This is a genomic window from Spiractinospora alimapuensis, assembly GCF_018437505.1.
In the GTDB taxonomy this organism is placed as follows: Bacteria; Actinomycetota; Actinomycetes; order Streptosporangiales; family Streptosporangiaceae; genus Spiractinospora; species Spiractinospora alimapuensis.
The window spans coordinates 2611308-2626373 of record NZ_CP072467.1; the positions used below are offsets into that span (position 1 = coordinate 2611308).

Here is a 15066-nt window from a genome sequence, read left to right on the forward strand (position 1 = left end):
TGACTCGGGCATTGCTCGCAGGGGTCGGTGACGTCGCGGGCGTGACGTCACCAGGCCCGCGGTTCCTGTCCTGTCGCGGTCGGGGACGTCCACGACCGGCGCCGCCAGGATGACGTGTGGCTGGGGGCCTGCCTACCCGGATTTCCGAATATCGGAAGGGCTCCCCGGGGCTCGGGTCAGAAGCAGAGGTCGTTGATCACGGCGGCGGTGGTGTCGGGGGCGGCGGTGTAGAAGTTGTGTCCGCCGGTGACGGGAACGGGTTCCACGCCTAGTCGGTCGTGTGCTGCCCGGGTCATCCAATCGGGTCGAAGCGCGCGGTCCTCGGTGGGGAGGACGTAGGTGGAGGGGAGACGCGCGGGGTCCTCCGCCGGGGTCTCGGCGTAGATCTCGGAGAGGTCGCACAGCGCCACCGTCGTGAGGGCCTGGCGCAGTGTGGCCAGGTCGGCGTCGTGGAACAGGAAGTACGCGGCCACCACGGGATCGTCGGCCGGGTTCTCCCCCAGCCACTCCGGACTGAACATGTCATGGGGATCCTGCTGGAGTTCGGCGAGCAGGCTGCGCTGGCCGTGGAAGTCGGCGACGGTGGCCGCCAGCCACACCTGGTGCCGCGCGCCGACGCGGCGGGCGATCGCGGGCAGCAGCAGCCCCGACGCCGAGTGCGCCGCGACCACGGGGTCCCGTAGGTCGTCAGGAAGCTGCCGCGCGACCAGCGCCGCGTAGCCGGCCGCGCTGGACGCGCCACCCGAGGGAACGTCGACCGCCGACGCGCGGTGGCCGCGCTCCGCGAACGCCTCGACCAGGCCGGTGAAGCCTTCCGCGGTCTGGGTCGTTCCGTGGACAAGGACGATGTCTCCCACACCATCTCCTCCTCAGTCGGACACTCACGCACCGTGCGCGCGGACGTCAAGCACCCACGACCCAGACAGGGAGAACCGCCGATCAGGAGGAGGACAGGTGCGAGCCACGGGTCAGTTCAGCAGCGAGCCCCGGGCGTCGTCGGTCACGAACAGGGGCAGCCGTGGGCCGATCGAGTCCAGCAGTCCCCGGGCTCCGCCTCCGCGGGCGGCTTCGTACTCCGGTTCGGTGATCCCCACGACTTGGAGGAAGGTCACCCTCCCGTTGTCGGTATCGATGGAGCCGAGTTCGGGGTCCTCGACGAAGGTGATCGCGCGAATCGCGGTTTCGGGCCGCTCGGGGTTGATAGGACCGTTGACGCCGATCGTGTGCCCCGGCGCGAACGGGTTGCCGTTGTCGTACACATACTTCGCCAGCGTTCCCAGCAACGTCACCGGCCACATGGGCGCGGAGTCCCCCCGAGTGTCACCGGTCGCCCGCATGGTGAATTCGAACCCCCAGCCCGACTCCTCCGGATCGTCGGATTCCTTGCCGTACAGCTCGCTCATGCCGTAGGTGACGATGTGCCAGTGCGGCACGGGGGCGGCGCGGGGATAGAGACTGACGCCGTCCAGCGGGTTCTCACCACCCAGCGCCCAGGGAACCTCGGGGGCGTAGTGCAGCGGATCGGTGTCGGGGTAGACGGGGCTCAGGGCCGCGTCGATCGCGTCCCAACCGGGTGCCGCGTCGGTTTCCTCATGGTCCATGTCGGTATGGACGTGCGGTGGTGGGTCGCGGTTCCTGCGCCTTCGCTCCGAAGTGTCACGTTACGGCCCCCCGCCGTGGGCCTCTCGGAGAGACCCCTGAGACTCGAGGTGCGAGCCGCCTGGTGAGCCGATTGACCCAGAGAACATGGAGGTCCTCATGGCAGGCACCCGGAGCACGAAGTCGAAGCGGACGCGCGTCGCCCGAGGGGTCGTACGCGCCGTACTGGCCGGCACGGGAGTGCTGGGCCTCACGACCGGCAGCCTCATCGCCGCTCGTGGTGGCGCGGCGCTTCCCGGTGGACGCGAGTGCGGCCCGAGTGAGGAGAGCGCCATGCGCTTCTACGCGGTCTGGTGGGCGCTGGGCGGTGCGGTCATGCTCAACGCCGCCCGTAGTGAGTCGCCCAACCCGGTGGTCGCCAACACGGCCGCGGGAGCGATATTCGTCGGCGGGCTGGCGCGGCTCGGCGCGGCCTGGAAGACGGGCTGGCCCCACCCCTTCTTCCGCGCGATGATCGCCATGGAGATGCTGGCTCCCCCGGCCTTCGTCGCCCTCAACCGCCTCGCCCAGCGGGAGGACGACACCACCTCCACACGTTGAGACGTGGACCACACCTCGGTGCTGTCACGTTGGGGGTCGGCTCCTGCGTCGAGACGTTGACGGATCGACCGCGACAAAGGAGCTCACCATGGAGGCTCGACTCAGCGCGTCCGGCAACCCGATAGCGGAAAGGACCCTGAAACACCTAACGTCGATCAACGCGACGATCGCCAACTCCCCGCTGCCCACCGCGACCCAGGAACTCGTGAAGATCCGGGCCAGCCAGATCAACGGCTGCGGGTTCTGCGTCGACATGCACACCAAGGACGCCGCCGCGTCGGGCGAGAGCCCGGTCCGGATCAACCTCGTCGCCGGCTGGCGGGAGGCCACGGTGTACACCGACGCCGAACGCGTCGCCCTGGAGCTCGCGGAACAGGGGACCCGCCTCGCCGACAGCGCGGGAGTCAGCGACGACCTCTGGGCCGCCGCCACCACGCACTACGACGAGGCCCAGCTCAGCAGCCTGGTGTCCCTCATCGCGGTCATCAACGCGTTCAACCGGATCAACGTCATCACCCAACAACCCGCCGGCGACTACCAGCCCGGCCAGTTCGGCTGACCGCCATATCGTGACCCACCCCGGACAGGGGTGGGTCACGATTCCGCGAACTACCGTGCCGACTCATCCCACTTGTCGCGCAGGCTGGCGGGGGCCTTGCGGCGCCAGGACTCGACGAGGAGTCCCCACAGTTTGTCCTCCTCGACGTGCTTGAGATCGACGATGATGGTGCCGTGTCCCTTGTGGTGGGGAATCGTGTAGTAGGCGGGGTTTCCGGAGGTGACCAGGGCCTCTTTCGTGGCGAGACTGCAGTAGAGGACCAGCCCACCCTCCGTGCCCCGGCGCCACGCGAAACTCTTGCCGCGGACGTTCAGGGCGGGGGTCGACATCGATCGTCCCCGCTCGACCTCGGGAAGGTCGCGCGCCATGGCCACGACCTCTTTCCAGGTGATCATGCACACTCCAACGGATCACTCCGCGACCGAGGCGAAGGGTGCTCGTCGAGCAGAGCCCCAAGGCTCACGTCACCAATTCCTATCGTGACCCAGTGCCGGCCCCCGACCGGGGACCACTTCCGGCGTTATGGGGGGCCGCACGGAGCCTGGCCTACGACCGCGACTCGTCGAAGCGTTCGCGCGGGGTGACGGGAGCCCTGTGACGCCAGGGCGAGGACGACGATGACGGCACTGTGACCGTCGTAGCGGGAGGTCGCAGATAGGCGGGGTCTCCCGAGGCCACCAGGGCCTCCTTCCGTGCGAGACGGCGGTGGAGGACCAGTCCGTACACGTACGCGCTACGGAGACGGGTGAAGCCTCGCCACGGACCTTCAGCGCGGGCATGAGGTAGAAGCTTCCCTCCTCCAGCTCGGGAAGGGCGCGGCCCAGGGCGACGACCTCTGTCCAGGTGACCCATGCGTGACCCCTTCGGTCCAGGTGGTGGGAGGTACGGCGGCGTCCGAGCGGCGGATGCCGCACGGTCCTCACCGGACCGGCGGAGCGTGGCCCGTTCTATCGCGCCGACTCGTCGAAGCGTTTCCTGAGGCTGGCGGGGGCCTTCCGGCGCCAGGACTCGGTGAGGAGTTCCTCGAGCTCGTCCTTCGCCACCTGGGTGAGGTCGACGATGATGGCGCCGTAGCCGTCGTAGTGGGAGGTCGTGTAGTAGGCGGGGTCGCCGGAGGCGAGGAGGGCCTCCTTCTCGTCGAGGCCGCAGAAGAGGACGAGTCCGCCCTCGTACTCGCTGCGGAGACGGGCGAAGCCCTTGCCGCGGACCTTCAGCGCGGGAGTGCGGTACGACGTACCCTCCTCCACCTCGGGGAGCTCACGTCCCAGGGCGACGACCTCTTCCCAGGTGACCATGCTCGGCTCCCTCAGTCGGTGCTCGTGACGGGTGCGGAGAACTCCCCCTCGACGAAGTCACGGTGGGATCGCACCAGGAATTCATACCCCGAGGCGCCGACAGTGTCGACCTCCCACGACGATTCGTCGGTGACCGTCACCGCCTCCCAGGAGTCGGGGGCGTCGGCGGGGTCGTCATCGTCCACGGGCTCGCAGTCCGTGGGGTCGTCCTCCGCGCAGTCCAGGGCGCGGCGCCACACGGCGAAGTGGGTGGCGGTGGTGTCCCCGCTCCACTCCAGCGACACGTTCCCGCTCGTGAACGTGAGGTCCTCGGGGGCCGCCGGGGCGGGCAGGTCCAACTCGACCCGCACCTCGGCCTCCTCCCCCGCGTCCTCCCCCCGCAGGGGCCGTACGACGAAGGAGTAGGTGGCGCCGGCCAACAGATGCTCCACGCGGAGACCTCGGGGGTTGTCGGCGAACCCGGTGACGGGGCCCGGCACGGGCACCTGGTCGTCGGGGTCCGGCTCGACCCGCCGCTGCTCCACCTCGTAGTTGGTCGCACCGGGGACCGGGTCCCAGGTGAGGCGGACGCTGCCGTCGTCCTCGGGGTCGGGCTCCACACTGACCTCCGGGGCGATCCGTGGCCCCACGGGTAGGTCGGGGAGCGGTCGAGCGTAGGGCTCCCCGAGACCGAGCTCGTCGGCGAGGGTGTCGGCGAACGCGGCGGCGATCTTGACCTCGCCGTTGGCGTTGGGGTGGACCGGATCCCAGTTGTCGTCGGCCGGCGCGTACTCCTCCGCCGACCGCGCCACCACGACGGGAGAGTCCTCACCCGTGAGTTCGGCGGCGAGCCCGGGCAGGGCCGCGTTGAACGCCGCGATCTCCTCGTTGAGACGGCTGTCGTCGGTGGTGCCCCACACGGGTGGGAGCTCCGAGACCACGACCTGCAGGTCCCCACGGGCGACCCGGGCGGTGGCGACGAGGTCGGCGATCCGGTTGCCCACCGCGTCGGCGTCGCTCCCGGTCAGCATGTCGTTGAGCCCGGCCATGACCAGGAGGTAGTCCGGCTCGAACTCCGCCACGTGGCCGCCGATCTCGTCGGCGAGGCGCTCGACGGTGGTGCCCCAGACGCTCGCGTGCTCGGTGTCGAAGTCCGGCTCGGCGTAGGCGGTAGCGGCGTCCTCTCCTCCGGCGAGGCTGAACAGCTCGTCGTAGGGGCCGACGAAGCGCGCCTCCACCTCGGAGTCCTCGTTGAGATGCGTCCACAGTCGGTACCGCCATGTGTAGTCCCCCGCGCTGCCCTGCGCGGTGGAGTCGCCCACGATCATCAGCTCGGCGATCCCCAGTGGTGGGGTGGCGTCGACGGTCACCGACTCCGGCTCCGCTTCGCCGAAGCGCAGCCCGCCCGGTCCGAACGGGGTGAAGGGGAGGGTGACCGCGAAGGCACCCACGCAGATAGCGAGGAGCCCGAACACGCCAGGCTGCCAGCGGGCTCGGCGCCGCGACGGCTCCGGGGGGTTCTCGTTCGCCACGCCTCGAGAGTTACACGTCCCCGCCCCGCACCACCAGAGTCGCTCACTCCGTGCCGGGTCGGACGAGGGGGATCCCCTACGATGTGAGAACCAGTTCTACTCCCGGACCAGGCGAGGGGTTGGCGTGGCCGGATTGCTCGTCGCGTTGGTGTCGGCGGTGATCTACGCCGTGGGCCTGATCATCGAGCAGGGCGCCCTGCACCGGTCGGAGAGTCTGAGTGTGCGGCGGCCCCTGCACCTCGCCCGCATCCTGGTCTCCAACCCGCGATGGCTCGGCGGATGCGCGCTGGCCGCGATCGGGAGCGTCGGGCTGATCGTGGCGCTCGGCCTCGCGCCGGTTTCCGTGGTCCAGCCGTCCTTCGCCAGCGGAATCGCCGCGATCCTGCTGCTGCGCGCGGCCTTGGCCGGCGGGACTCGGGCCATCACCCGTGGCGAGTGGGTGGCCCTCGGCCTGATGCCCCTGGCCTTGGGCCTGCTCGGCCTCTCCCTCGGCGGCGAGAACGAAGTGGGCACCAGCGCGAACCTCCCCGCTCTCGTGGGCCTGAGCCTCGGCACCGTCGCGGTGTGCGTGGCGGCCGTCGCGTGGCGGGGTACCGGTCCGGCCGTATCCGCCGTCGCCCTCGCCATCGCGGCCGGCCTGTCCCAGGGGGTGGCCGGGCTCCAGGGCAAGGGGATGGGCGGCGCGCTCGCCGACGAGGGCGTCATCGGGGCGATCCCCGCGGTGCTCACCTCGCCGTTCCCCTACCTCTACGTCGTGGGTTGGGCCGTGGGCATCGTGCTGTTCCAGACCTCGCTCCAGCGCAGCCGCGCGTCGGTGACCGCTCCGGTGTCCAACGTGGTGGGCAACCTGTTCGTGGTCACCCTCGGCACGGTCATCTACGCCGAACCGTTGCCCGACGATCCCCTCGACCTGCTGCTGCGGGTCGGTGGCATCGCCCTGAGCCTGGCCGTGATCGTCCTGGTGCGTTCGGACGTGGCGAGCGTCGAGGCCGACACCGCCCGGCTGCGTTCCCGGATCGGTCCGGACGGCGGGGCTGACCGGGGCGGCGACGGGCGCGCCTCCTAGGTCGTGTTTTTTGAACGGGTGAGGTCGCGGAGCCAGATCCGGATGGAGGCGATTTGCGTGGTTCCGTCGTAGATCACGGCTCGTTTGTCGTATCTGGTCGCGACCGCTCGGTTTTGCTTGAGCAGGTTGATGGACCGTTCGACGGTGTTGCGGTTTCGGTAGGTGTCCCGGTCGAAGGTCGGGGGTCTGCCGCCTTTGGCTCCTTTGCGTTTGCGGTTGGCGCTTTGGTCGGCGGGCTGGGCGATGGTCGCCCGGATGCCTCGTCTGCGCAGGTGGGCCCGGATCGCTGATGAGGAGTAGGCCTTGTCTGCCAGCAGACGGTCCGGGCGAGTCCGTGAGCGGCCGGCGCCGCGCGGCAGCCGTAGCGCGGCCATCAGCGGCTCGAACATGCGGGTGTCACCGCGCTGGCCGGGGCTGGTGGCGATGGCCAAGGGGCGGCGACGGTTGTCGGCGATCAGGTGAATCTTGGTGGTCAGTCCTCCCCGGGAGCGTCCCAGTGCTTCGGACCCGTCCGGTTCGTTCCGGGCCGCTCCCCCTTTTTTGTGGCGCCGGCGGCGTGGTGGTGGGCGCGCACGGTGGTGGAGTCGATGCCGACCTCGAGGGCCTCGCCGGTGGCGGCGTCGATACGCAGCCGTTCGGCGATCCTGTCCCAGGTCCCGTCCAGTGACCAGCGGCGGTGCCGCCCGGCAGCGGTCTCCCAGGGCCCGTACCGCTCGGGCAGATCCCGCCAGGGGATCCCGGTGCGGGTTCTGAACAGGATCGCGTTGATGACCTTGCGGTGGTCGGCCCACCGCTTTCCTTTGTGGGGGTGGGCGGGCATGAGCGGGGCGAGCAAAGCCCATTCCTCGTCGGTGAGTTCATGGCGTCGAACCATGCCACCCAACACTTCCAGACCACCCACCCACCCCGCAGACCCTCCACAAAACACGACCTAGCCGACGAGGAGGAGGACCCCGACCACCAGCACCGCGAGCGCGGTGGCCCCGTGGACCCCGTAGACCGCCGACCTCGGTCCCCCGCCGCGCAGCACGATCAACGCGTCACCGGTGGGGATGACGGTCGCCGCCAGCACGAGCCAGCCCAACAGGTGCGTCGACCCGCCGACCAGCACGATGAGGATGAAGAGCCCGGCACCGAGGTCGCGCACGGCCTTGACCGCGAGCCACGACCGGAAGGTGGGGTCCTCCGTCGGCGTGTGCGGGATGCCGAAACCCGCCGCGAACCGCGGGGCGGAGAGGCCGACCACGCCGAGGAAGAAGACCCCCGCCCCGATCAGCCCGGCGAGCACGGTGGCGACGGTGGTGACCATGGCTGACTCCCTTCGGTGCCAGCCGGTGGCTAGCAACGCTAGAAACTGTGTCGACGATAGCATTACCTCCGACAGGGTTCCTAGCACTGCTAGGGTGTGCGCATGTCAGCCGTCAGAGAGCGTCGTGAACGGGAACGCGCCGCACGCCATCAACTGATCGTGGCCGCGGCCCGTGAGCTCGCCGAGGCCGAGGGCTGGGAGGCGGTCACGACCCGACGGCTCGCGGAACGCGTGGAGTACAGCCAGCCGGTGCTCTACAGCCACTTCAGCGGCAAGGACGCCATCGTGCGCGCCGTCGCGATCGACGGCTTCGGTCGGCTCGGCGCCCACTTGCACCACGCACGGACGGCCACCCCCTGGCGGCGCGAGGCGCTCCGGGCCGCGTGCCGCGCCTATCTGGAGTTCGCGAGCAAGCGGCCCGCGCTGTACCAGGCCATGTTCGTCATGCCGACGGACCTGAAGTTCGCGCACGCCGAGACGCCGCCCGAGCTGCGGGCGGCGTTCGACGAGTTCGTCAGTTGTTTTCGCCCCGACAACGCGCGCCGCGAACTGTTCGCGGAGGTCATCTGGAGCGCCCTGCACGGCATCGCCGTCTTGTCGGAGAGCGGACGCATCCCGCCGGACAGCGAGGAGGAACGCCTGGACTTCCTCATCACCCAGCTCGCCGACACTCCGAGCTCGGGTTAACGCTCCATCAGGCCCGTGAGGAGGTGCCGGTACCAGGGGTCGGTCGCGACCCGCTCCGGCGCGCTCGTCAGGCCCACGCTCAACGCGGGCACGGAGGACGCTCGGCCGATGACGTCGGCGACCGTTTGTCGCACCCGCTCCTTCCCGGCCCCGTTCGCGGTGGGGAAGAGCTGTCCCGTCAGTTCCGCGGGGTCCACGACGTCGGTGTCCAGGTGGACCAGGTGGGGGCGGGACGCGATGTGGTCGGCGACGGGGTCCTCCACGGCGGCCCGGCGGATCCGCGACGTCCGCAGGTATTCAGCCTCCGACGGGTCCAGGTCGCGTGCGCCGACGAGCAGGATGTCGTCCTCGAGGAACGGGCGCAGCCCCATGGGCCGACCCCACAGCTCGGGCCGGTAGCCGAGCAGAACGCTCAGGGGCATTCCGCCGAGGTAGCCGGACGGGGTCGTCTCCAGGGTCTGGAGGTCACCGTGCGCGTCCAACCACACGATCCCCGGCTCGACGCCGGCCCGCTGGAGCCCCGCTGCGACCCCGAGCGCGACCATGCAGTCGCCAGACGCGACGACCACCTGCTCGCCACGTCCCACGATCGCGGCGACGTGCTGGGCGACCACCTCGTGCAGGGCGACCATCCGACCCAGACGTCCGCGTCGGGCAAGGTGACGGCCACGATCGTGGCCGGAACACCGTCGGGGACCGCGAGGTCGGGAAGGTACTCGTCGAGGTGGTAGGGGACCCACAGCAGCGTTCTCATCGCGGCATTCTAGCCACGAGGGGGCCCGCCACCACGCGTGCGTCAGGCTCCGACGGCCAGGGCCTCGTTGAGCGCGGGGGCCGCGACAGCGGCCCAGGCGCGGACGACGCCGGCTGGGTCGCCGAGCTCGGACTCCGAGAGCAGCAGGCCCGGCTCCGCGACCCACGCGCCGAGGTCGGAGAAGACGAGGCGGAGGTCCTCCTCCACCCCGTGCCCGTTGCGGAGGTCGGGGACCGCGGCCACGGGAACCACGACGGCGTGGCCGAGAGCGAGCTCCGGCAGCCGGTCGAGGAACACCTTGAGCAGTCCGGTGTAGGTACCGTGCGCGAACGGTGACGCGACCACGATGATCTCGCTGCGCAGCACGGTGTCGACGGCGTCGGCGACCGGCCCGTTGGGTGTCGGGTCGAGCAGGGCCTGTCCGAAGGCGGCCAAGTCGATGACATCGGGCGTCGTCGAGAGGTGTGCGTCGGCCGCGAGGGCTCCAGCGGCGTCGACCGCGGCGTCGCGCAGGGCGGAGTGGGGCTGGGAGTGGGCGACGAGCACGCTGAGATTCGTCATCAGTATTCTCCTGGGTCGGCCGCCGTTGGGCGGCCATGCAAAGACGACTAGGGGTTGAGGCAGATCCCTAGCCGTGACACAGCGCGCTGGCCTGCTGTCGAAGATCGACATGCAGGCGGGCCACGAGCAATTCACCAGGAGACATCTCCGCCATCATCCGGTCACCCGCGCGGCCGCGTCAATGGGCGGGGCGCCATCGGTCGCGAATTCGGGTGTGGTCTTCGGCATAGGCACCCCAATGTCACTACTCTGTGAAATTACTGAGGGACAATGAGTAGCCAAAGCGACGAACGAAGGGGGACCGTTCGATGGGCAAGGCCAAGCGCACCCGTGCCGCGAACGTCAGAAGCAAGGCCGCGGTGGGCGCGGCGAACACACCTGAGCGGCGACATCTCGCGTCGCTGGCCGGCGCGCTGACCTCGCACCAGGTCTGGGCCCGGGTCATCGAGGAGGACACCCCGGTCCTGCGCGTGAGCAACCCGGACTCGATCTACGCCACCGAGGACGTTCTCTGCGAGAGGAACGGCAGCGGACACGCCTTCCGGGCGTCCTTCGGAGTGGATCTGGGCACCACGGAGGACATCCCCGCGACGGCGGACCGCATCGCACGGCTCCTCGGCACCTCCTGAGGGCCATTCGCCCCGTACGCGGGGGTGCGGCCACGGGGGGTGGCTACACGATCTTGCGTACGGGCGAGTACGTTCCCAGGCCATGGGCTGGCAGGGACACGATTCGTAGCATGGAGGCGTGTCCACTCGCTGGCCCCCTGTGCTCCTCGACGTCCTCGTCGCGCTGGCCCTGTCCGTCACGTTCTTCGCCCCGCACTTTCGCGACGTGGCGCGGGGGTTCCCTCCCGGCGCCGAGGTCGACCCCACGGGCTCCGTTCTGCTGATCGCCTGCGGTCTCGCGTTCGCGCTGCGTCGCCCCTGGCCCGGCCTGTATGTCGGCATCACCGTCGCCATCGTGTTCGTGTACACCGCGCTGGGCCACGAGCCCGGCCCCGTCTTCCTCGCCCCCACCATCGCCCTGGCCGTGTGTTTCACCACGGTCGCGCCACGCTACTGGTTTCCGATCCTCCTGACCTGCGGTGTCGGCTACATGATCGCCCTCAACTGGCAGAACCCGACCCTCGGCTCGGTCCTGTACACCGCTGCCCTCTGGTTCGGCACGGGTGGGGCGCTGGCCCTGGGCATCTCCCTGTACCGCAACAACCTCATCGCCGTCACCCGACGGGCGGAGCACGCCGAACGAACGCGGGAGCAGGAGGCCCAGCGGCAGGTCGCCGACGAAAGGATCCGGATCGCCAGGGAACTCCACGACGCGGTGGGCCACCGGCTGGCGACCATCAGTCTCCAGGCCGGGGTCGCCAACCATCTCGCCGGCGCCGCGCGACCCACCGACGAGCCCGACCCCACCCAGGAGGCACTCGCCGCGATCCGGCAGGAGAGCACCGACGCGCTCCGCGAGCTCCGCACCACTGTGGGGATCCTCCGGGAACACGACGCCACGGAGGCCGATCGGGCCCCGACGGACCCCGCACCCCGGCTCGAGGACCTACGTTCCCTGGTGCGGACCATGGGTGCCGCCGGGATGGAGCTCCGCGCCGAGCTGGACCTCAGCACCGCCGAGGTGCCGGACATGGTGGCCGCCGCCTGCTACCGCGTCGTGCGGGAGGCCCTCACCAACGCCGCCCGGCACGCCCCCGACACCCCCGTCACACTCCGCGTCGCGCCGCTGCCACACGGCCTGGAGATCGACGTACGCAACGGCCTGGAAGCATCAGGTGGCGGAGGGGGGCAGGGCGTCGGGCTGCTCGGCATGCGGGAACGGGTGACCGCCCTCGGTGGCGTGTTCGAGGCCGGCCCCGAGCCCTCCGGCTCCTTCCGGGTCTGGGCCGTCCTCCCGTTCGATCGTGCGGTCGCACCGCCGGTGGGTGCGTCGTGACCGCGATCCGCGTCGTCCTCGCCGACGACCAGAACCTGGTGCGTGCGGGGATGCGCTCCCTGCTGTCCGCCGAGCCGGACATCGAGGTCGTGGGCGAGGCGTCGGACGGCGACCACGCGATGCGGGTGATCCGGGAGGTGCGGCCCACCGTCGTGTTGATGGACATCCGGATGCCGCACCGCGACGGTCTCCAGGCCACGCGGGACATCGCGGAGGACCCTCACCTCGCGGACGTGCACGTGGTCATCCTGACGACCTTCGAGCTGGATGAATACGTCTATGCCGCGATCCGGGCCGGCGCGACGGGCTTCCTGCTCAAGGACGCCGAACCCACCGAGCTGGTCCGGGGCGTTCGGGTGGCGGCCACCGGCGACGCGTTGCTGTCGCCGGCGATCGCGCGGCGGCTCATGGCGGGCTTCGCCGCCGCCCCCGACGGTCCGCCCAACCACGAGCGCGCGCGGGACCTGCCCCTGCTGACGGAGCGGGAGCGCGACATCGTCCGTCTCGTCGGGCACGGCCTGTCCAACGACGAGATCGCCCAGCACCGGGTGATCAGCCCGGCGACGGTGCGGACCCATGTGTCCCGCTCCCTGCTCAAGACGGGGTCGCGGGACCGGGCCCAGCTCGTGGTCTTCGCCTACGAGGCGGGGCTGGTCGTCCCCGGCCGGGGACTCGGTTCCGAGGGCACCGATTCCCCTCGCTGAGCACGCTCTCGCAGTAGGCCGGTCACGATGAGGAACTGGGCGACCGTGTAGGTCGCCATGACGAGCTGCCCCAGTCCGTCGACACCGCCGGCGCTGAGTCCCACCATGAAGTCGGAGACCACGAAGACGAGCGCCCCGACGGCCACACCGAACCGCACCCCGGCGGCGGTGGCGGCCATCACCGCGAGCAGTGCCCCGTACAGCGCGACCGCGACGGCGCTGATCAGGTCGTCCATCATCGGCCACAGCAGCGTGACGGCGCCCGCCCACACCACGGCGTAGACCAACGGGACCGGCCACCGGCCCCGCAGCCGCCGAAGCGCGCCCAGACTCAGGAAGACCCCGGTGTAGGCCAACTGGGCGACACCGAACAGGCTCACGCCGACGAGGAACGCCCGCGTCCCGGGAAACAACAGCGCGATGTCGGCCAACCATGACGCCGCCAGCGCCAACATCACCACCGCGGGGATCCCCCGCGTCACCCGCCCGCCGACCGACGCCGCGACGTAGCACGCCAGCAACGGCATCAGCAGCGACTTGGTGACCCAATGCCACTCCGGCGACCCCACCGTCAGCCCGACGAGGTCGAGTGCGACCGTCACCCAGAACAGCACGAGAACGACACGAGCGAGCATGAGATGTCCCTTCCCGACCACCGAAGGCACCAATCCGCCTGCCTCAGGGGAAGGACGGTCCCGGGGGTTGGTCCCGCGTCAGGCGGGAACGTTGCCCGGGGCCGCGCCCTCCTGGTGGGGGGTGCGCGGCGCGTCGGGATCGGCGTCGACCGTTGGGGCGCTCCCGTTGGCTAGGGCGTTGAGGACGGGAAGCGCGTTCGGTCGGAGGGCGTGGGGGAGGTTGTCGCCGAGGGCTTCGAGGCGGGTGGTTACGCGGTCGTGGACTTCGCGGCCGAGGCGGGCTCCGTCTGTGGTCAGGCCGATGAGGGACGCGCGGCGGTCCTTGGGGTTCTGGCGGCGGCGGACGAGGCCGCGGCGTTCGAGACGGTCCACCATGCCGGTCACGCTCGACTTTTCCAGGTCCAGGACGCGTCCGATCTCGCCCATGACCAGGGCCTGACCATCCAGGAGGCACAGCACGTGGGTCTGCTGAGGCGTGAGGCCATGCGCTCGGCCCTCCTCGACGAAGATGCGCTCGATCGTCGACGAGAGTGCGGCCAGCGCCGAGGAGATTCCCAGAGGCCGCGGCGTCTGTGTCATGGGCACACCTCCGTCCCGTCCGAGCTTAGTTGACTTTGGTTCACGAGACGAACTAATTTGGTTCGTGTTACGAACAGTACGCACAACGAACCAAAGGATCGAGAGATGACCGAGACCGTTGTGATCGTCGGAGGCGGCTACGGCGGCATCACCGCCGCGAAGGCCTTGGACGAACATGCCGACGTCGTCCTGGTCGAGCCACGGGACACGTTCGTCCACAACATCGCGGCCCTCCGTGGGGTTGTGGACGCCACCTGGATCGACCGGATCTTCATGCCCTACGACCGTCTCCTGAGCCGTGGGCGGGTGGTGCGGGACCGCGCCACGGAGGTGACACAGCAGGGGGTACGCCTGGCCTCAGGAGAGTGGATCGCGGCGGACTACCTGGTCCTCGCGACCGGATCCTCCGTCCCGTTCCCCGCCAAGCCCGAGTCCCCCGACAGCGAGACGACGCGCGCCCGGATGCGCTCAGTCCAGCGGGACTTGGCGGACAGCGACGACATCCTGGTGCTCGGCGGCGGCCCCACCGGGCTGGAGCTGTCCGGGGAGATCAAGTCGGCCTGGCCGGACAAGCGCGTCACCGTGGTCGACCCGTCACCGGTGCTGCTCCCCGCGCTCCCGGAGGAGTTGCGGGTCGAGGTGCGTCGCCAGCTCGACGAGCTCGGCGTCACGATCCGCTCGGGCACACGCCTCGTCGAGGACCCACCAGGCCACCCCGGTGACCGGGCCTCGTTCACGGTGCGCACCGAGGACGGGGACCAGATCCAAGCGGACCTGTGGTTCCGGTGCTTCGGGTTCACCCCGCACACCGACTACCTTGGCTCCGACCTACTGTCCGCCCGTCGAGACGACGGCCTGTTGGACGTCACTCCCCAACTCCGCCTGGCGGGACAACCCAACGTGTTCGTGGTGGGCGACATCGCCAACCTGCCGGAAGCCAAGATGGGTGGAAACGCGCAACGACAGGCGAACGTCGTCGCCGAGAACATCCGTCACCTCCTCAACGGCGACTCGGCCCTCGACAGCTACGCCCCCCTGAAACCCTGGGTCCTCCTGCCCCTCGGTCCCAAGGCAGGGGCCAGCTACACCGAGGAGACCGGCCTCCTCGACGCGGTCACCACCAGCGAGTACAAGGGAGCCGACCTCATGGTGGAGTACTTCCGCACGGAGCTTGGGCTCGACAGCGAGTAACGGGACGCACGGGGTGGGTGAGGCGTGGCATTCTATACAGCACCCAGCCGGCCTAATGCTGTATACACAATA

General features: G+C 70.0%; 18 protein-coding genes and 1 pseudogene. 8 read left to right on the top strand and 11 right to left on the bottom strand.

All coding sequences use genetic code 11. The annotated features are described in order from the left end of the window. Positions 1 to 176: 176 nt before the first annotated feature. Together J4H86_RS11900 and J4H86_RS11905 are read right to left on the bottom strand one after the other, a co-directional pair. The gene (locus J4H86_RS11900; RefSeq protein ID WP_236543562.1) at positions 177 to 857 is read right to left on the bottom strand and encodes an alpha/beta fold hydrolase; all 681 of its coding nucleotides are present in this window, start codon (positions 855 to 857) and stop codon (positions 177 to 179) included. A gap of 111 nt (positions 858 to 968) precedes the next feature. Continuing rightward, the gene (locus J4H86_RS11905; RefSeq protein WP_236543563.1) at positions 969 to 1601 is read right to left on the bottom strand and encodes a suppressor of fused domain protein; all 633 of its coding nucleotides are present in this window, start codon (positions 1599 to 1601) and stop codon (positions 969 to 971) included. 157 nt (positions 1602 to 1758) lie between these two features. On the opposite strand from J4H86_RS11905, the gene J4H86_RS11910 reads away from it, so the two are divergent. Beyond that, a complete protein-coding gene (locus J4H86_RS11910) occupies positions 1759 to 2199 on the top strand; it encodes a DUF4345 domain-containing protein (protein ID WP_236543564.1) in 441 nt (146 codons plus the stop codon). An 88-nt stretch (positions 2200 to 2287) separates the two neighbouring features. Continuing rightward, complete coding sequence (locus J4H86_RS11915; protein ID WP_236543565.1) at positions 2288 to 2758, top strand: carboxymuconolactone decarboxylase family protein; 471 nt, start codon at positions 2288 to 2290, stop codon at positions 2756 to 2758. 50 nt (positions 2759 to 2808) lie between these two features. Here J4H86_RS11915 and J4H86_RS11920 read toward each other — a convergent pair whose 3' ends face one another. The 3 genes from J4H86_RS11920 to J4H86_RS11930 all read right to left on the bottom strand — a co-directional run bounded on the left by J4H86_RS11920 (position 2809) and on the right by J4H86_RS11930 (position 5564). Then, positions 2809 to 3153, bottom strand: coding sequence for an MmcQ/YjbR family DNA-binding protein (locus tag J4H86_RS11920; protein ID WP_236543566.1), 345 nt, complete (start codon positions 3151 to 3153; stop codon positions 2809 to 2811). A gap of 552 nt (positions 3154 to 3705) precedes the next feature. Further along, the gene (locus J4H86_RS11925) at positions 3706 to 4053 is read right to left on the bottom strand and encodes an MmcQ/YjbR family DNA-binding protein (protein ID WP_236543567.1); all 348 of its coding nucleotides are present in this window, start codon (positions 4051 to 4053) and stop codon (positions 3706 to 3708) included. 11 nt (positions 4054 to 4064) lie between these two features. Then, positions 4065 to 5564, bottom strand: coding sequence for an SGNH/GDSL hydrolase family protein (locus tag J4H86_RS11930; protein WP_236543568.1), 1500 nt, complete (start codon positions 5562 to 5564; stop codon positions 4065 to 4067). 124 nt (positions 5565 to 5688) lie between these two features. Between J4H86_RS11930 and J4H86_RS11935 the strand changes: the two genes are divergently transcribed. Further along, a complete protein-coding gene (locus J4H86_RS11935; RefSeq protein WP_236543569.1) occupies positions 5689 to 6630 on the top strand; it encodes a DMT family protein in 942 nt (313 codons plus the stop codon). Here J4H86_RS11935 and J4H86_RS11940 read toward each other — a convergent pair. Both J4H86_RS11940 and J4H86_RS11945 read right to left on the bottom strand, forming a co-directional pair. Further along, positions 6627 to 7504 (bottom strand): annotated as a pseudogene (locus J4H86_RS11940) (IS5 family transposase). The gene J4H86_RS11935 and the pseudogene J4H86_RS11940 overlap by 4 nt on opposite strands. Positions 7505 to 7561: 57 nt before the next feature. After that, positions 7562 to 7939: a DUF4267 domain-containing protein gene (locus J4H86_RS11945; RefSeq protein WP_236543570.1), complete on the bottom strand. Its 378-nt coding sequence runs from the start codon at positions 7937 to 7939 to the stop codon at positions 7562 to 7564. A gap of 102 nt (positions 7940 to 8041) precedes the next feature. On the opposite strand from J4H86_RS11945, the gene J4H86_RS11950 reads away from it, so the two are divergent. Further along, positions 8042 to 8626, top strand: coding sequence for a TetR/AcrR family transcriptional regulator (locus J4H86_RS11950; protein ID WP_236543571.1), 585 nt, complete (start codon positions 8042 to 8044; stop codon positions 8624 to 8626). On the opposite strand, the gene J4H86_RS11955 is transcribed toward J4H86_RS11950, so the two are convergent. Beyond that, a complete protein-coding gene (locus J4H86_RS11955; RefSeq protein WP_236543572.1) occupies positions 8623 to 9258 on the bottom strand; it encodes an arginase family protein in 636 nt (211 codons plus the stop codon). The genes J4H86_RS11950 and J4H86_RS11955 overlap by 4 nt on opposite strands. A gap of 164 nt (positions 9259 to 9422) precedes the next feature. After that, on the bottom strand, positions 9423 to 9941 hold the full coding sequence (locus tag J4H86_RS11960; RefSeq protein ID WP_236543573.1) for an NADPH-dependent FMN reductase: 519 nt from the start codon (positions 9939 to 9941) through the stop codon (positions 9423 to 9425). A gap of 308 nt (positions 9942 to 10249) precedes the next feature. Here J4H86_RS11960 and J4H86_RS11965 point away from each other — a divergent pair, with 308 nt between their 5' ends. The 3 genes from J4H86_RS11965 to J4H86_RS11975 all read left to right on the top strand — a co-directional run bounded on the left by J4H86_RS11965 (position 10250) and on the right by J4H86_RS11975 (position 12589). After that, complete coding sequence (locus tag J4H86_RS11965) at positions 10250 to 10570, top strand: hypothetical protein (RefSeq protein ID WP_236543574.1); 321 nt, start codon at positions 10250 to 10252, stop codon at positions 10568 to 10570. 118 nt (positions 10571 to 10688) lie between these two features. Beyond that, positions 10689 to 11885 carry a sensor histidine kinase gene (locus J4H86_RS11970; protein WP_236543575.1) on the top strand — a complete coding sequence of 399 codons (1197 nt, stop codon included), beginning with the start codon at positions 10689 to 10691 and terminating at the stop codon, positions 11883 to 11885. Further along, a complete protein-coding gene (locus J4H86_RS11975; protein WP_269134561.1) occupies positions 11882 to 12589 on the top strand; it encodes a response regulator in 708 nt (235 codons plus the stop codon). The genes J4H86_RS11970 and J4H86_RS11975 overlap by 4 nt, the downstream gene beginning before the upstream one ends. Here the strand turns inward: J4H86_RS11975 and J4H86_RS11980 are convergent. Together J4H86_RS11980 and J4H86_RS11985 are read right to left on the bottom strand one after the other, a co-directional pair. Then, positions 12523 to 13224, bottom strand: a complete 702-nt coding sequence (locus J4H86_RS11980; RefSeq protein WP_236543576.1) for a lysoplasmalogenase — start codon at positions 13222 to 13224, stop codon at positions 12523 to 12525. The two genes, J4H86_RS11975 and J4H86_RS11980, sit on opposite strands and share 67 nt — an antisense overlap. Positions 13225 to 13302: 78 nt before the next feature. After that, positions 13303 to 13803, bottom strand: coding sequence for a MarR family winged helix-turn-helix transcriptional regulator (locus tag J4H86_RS11985; protein WP_236543577.1), 501 nt, complete (start codon positions 13801 to 13803; stop codon positions 13303 to 13305). Positions 13804 to 13908: 105 nt separating this feature from the next. Here J4H86_RS11985 and J4H86_RS11990 point away from each other — a divergent pair, with 105 nt between their 5' ends. Further along, complete coding sequence (locus tag J4H86_RS11990; protein WP_236543578.1) at positions 13909 to 14994, top strand: NAD(P)/FAD-dependent oxidoreductase; 1086 nt, start codon at positions 13909 to 13911, stop codon at positions 14992 to 14994. Positions 14995 to 15066: the final 72 nt, after the last annotated feature.

Bases quoted from the DNA above. Each gene is read 5' to 3' on its own strand.
- J4H86_RS11920 (WP_236543566.1), bottom strand. From the start codon at position 3,153: ATGATCACCTGGAAAGAGGTCGTGGCCATGGCGCGCGACCTTCCCGAG.
- J4H86_RS11955 (WP_236543572.1), bottom strand. From the start codon at position 9,258: ATGGTCGCCCTGCACGAGGTGGTCGCCCAGCACGTCGCCGCGATCGTG.
- J4H86_RS11950 (WP_236543571.1), top strand. From the start codon at position 8,042: ATGTCAGCCGTCAGAGAGCGTCGTGAACGGGAACGCGCCGCACGCCAT.
- J4H86_RS11910 (WP_236543564.1), top strand. From the start codon at position 1,759: ATGGCAGGCACCCGGAGCACGAAGTCGAAGCGGACGCGCGTCGCCCGA.
- J4H86_RS11965 (WP_236543574.1), top strand. From the start codon at position 10,250: ATGGGCAAGGCCAAGCGCACCCGTGCCGCGAACGTCAGAAGCAAGGCC.
- J4H86_RS11925 (WP_236543567.1), bottom strand. From the start codon at position 4,053: ATGGTCACCTGGGAAGAGGTCGTCGCCCTGGGACGTGAGCTCCCCGAG.
- J4H86_RS11905 (WP_236543563.1), bottom strand. From the start codon at position 1,601: ATGGACCATGAGGAAACCGACGCGGCACCCGGTTGGGACGCGATCGAC.
- J4H86_RS11915 (WP_236543565.1), top strand. From the start codon at position 2,288: ATGGAGGCTCGACTCAGCGCGTCCGGCAACCCGATAGCGGAAAGGACC.
- J4H86_RS11960 (WP_236543573.1), bottom strand. From the start codon at position 9,941: ATGACGAATCTCAGCGTGCTCGTCGCCCACTCCCAGCCCCACTCCGCC.
- J4H86_RS11985 (WP_236543577.1), bottom strand. From the start codon at position 13,803: ATGACACAGACGCCGCGGCCTCTGGGAATCTCCTCGGCGCTGGCCGCA.
- J4H86_RS11980 (WP_236543576.1), bottom strand. From the start codon at position 13,224: ATGCTCGCTCGTGTCGTTCTCGTGCTGTTCTGGGTGACGGTCGCACTC.
- J4H86_RS11990 (WP_236543578.1), top strand. From the start codon at position 13,909: ATGACCGAGACCGTTGTGATCGTCGGAGGCGGCTACGGCGGCATCACC.
- J4H86_RS11945 (WP_236543570.1), bottom strand. From the start codon at position 7,939: ATGGTCACCACCGTCGCCACCGTGCTCGCCGGGCTGATCGGGGCGGGG.